The sequence below is a fragment of the Zavarzinella formosa DSM 19928 genome (genome assembly GCF_000255705.1).
GTDB classification, from domain to species: Bacteria; Planctomycetota; Planctomycetia; order Gemmatales; family Gemmataceae; genus Zavarzinella; species Zavarzinella formosa.
On the sequence record NZ_JH636446.1, the window covers coordinates 414,782 to 415,706 of the forward strand.

Genomic DNA, 925 nt, shown 5'->3' on the forward strand with positions numbered 1-925 from the left:
CGGGCCGCGTGCGGGACAGGCTGTCGGCCCGGACGTGATATCGTCCGCTGGCCGCCGGCACGAAGGCGAAGGTCGCCCCCGCCCGGGCGAACCGCCGCCATAGGTCGCCGTCCTCGTCTTCCCCCCGGTGGCGTCCGATCGTTTCATCGAACCGTCCGGCCCGTCCGAACAACTCCCTCCGGTGGACCACTCCCAGCGCGGTCGTGATCGTCTCCGCGAAGATCCGCTCATGCCGGGTGGACGGGTCATACCGGGCGGTCTTCCCAAACCCGGGGCTTCCGGGCCTGTCATCGATCTGGTCGTACCGGAACACCAGCACGTCGCCGCGCTCCCGGTATTCCCAGGCACGGGCCAGATGATCGGGATAGAATTCGTCGTCGTGGTCGAGATAGGCGATCAGATGTCCGCGGGAGTTATTGATCGCCGTGTTGCGGGCGGCCGACTGGCCGCGGTTGACCGGATGCCGGAACACCCGGATCCGATGGTCGGCGGCGGCCCGTTCCTCCAGCCGGGCGGCCGAATCATCGGTCGATCCGTCGTCAACGGCCAGCAATTCCCAGTCGGCGAAAGTCTGCCGGACAATGGAATCGACCGCCCGGCCGAGCAACCCGGCTCCGTTGTGGACCGGCATGATGATGGAAATAGCGGGGCTTGATGACATGAATGACTTTTCCCGTTGCCTCTGACCAAGATCGACAACCCGTTTGACAAACATCTCCCTCCGGCCGCGTGACATCGTGTCCGCGGTCAGGCCGGGGGACGCCGGACCTGGTCGCGAAGTTTCCGGGCGACGGATTCCCCCTCCTCACCGCCCGCCGCCAGCGAATCGACTTGCTGGTTCCATTCGGGCCAGCGGCCCTGCCGGTCGTAAAGTTCGGCCAGTCCCAGCCGGGCCGGAACGAAGGCGGGTTGTTCGGCAAGGGCG

At 66.7% G+C, this 925-nt stretch carries 1 protein-coding gene; it reads right to left on the minus strand.

All coding sequences use genetic code 11. The features are described from left to right. On the minus strand, positions 1-661 hold a 661-nt coding region (locus BGIM_RS58895), incomplete at its 3' end, for a glycosyltransferase family 2 protein (RefSeq protein ID WP_162136324.1). Between the last annotated feature and the right edge of the window lie 264 nt (positions 662-925).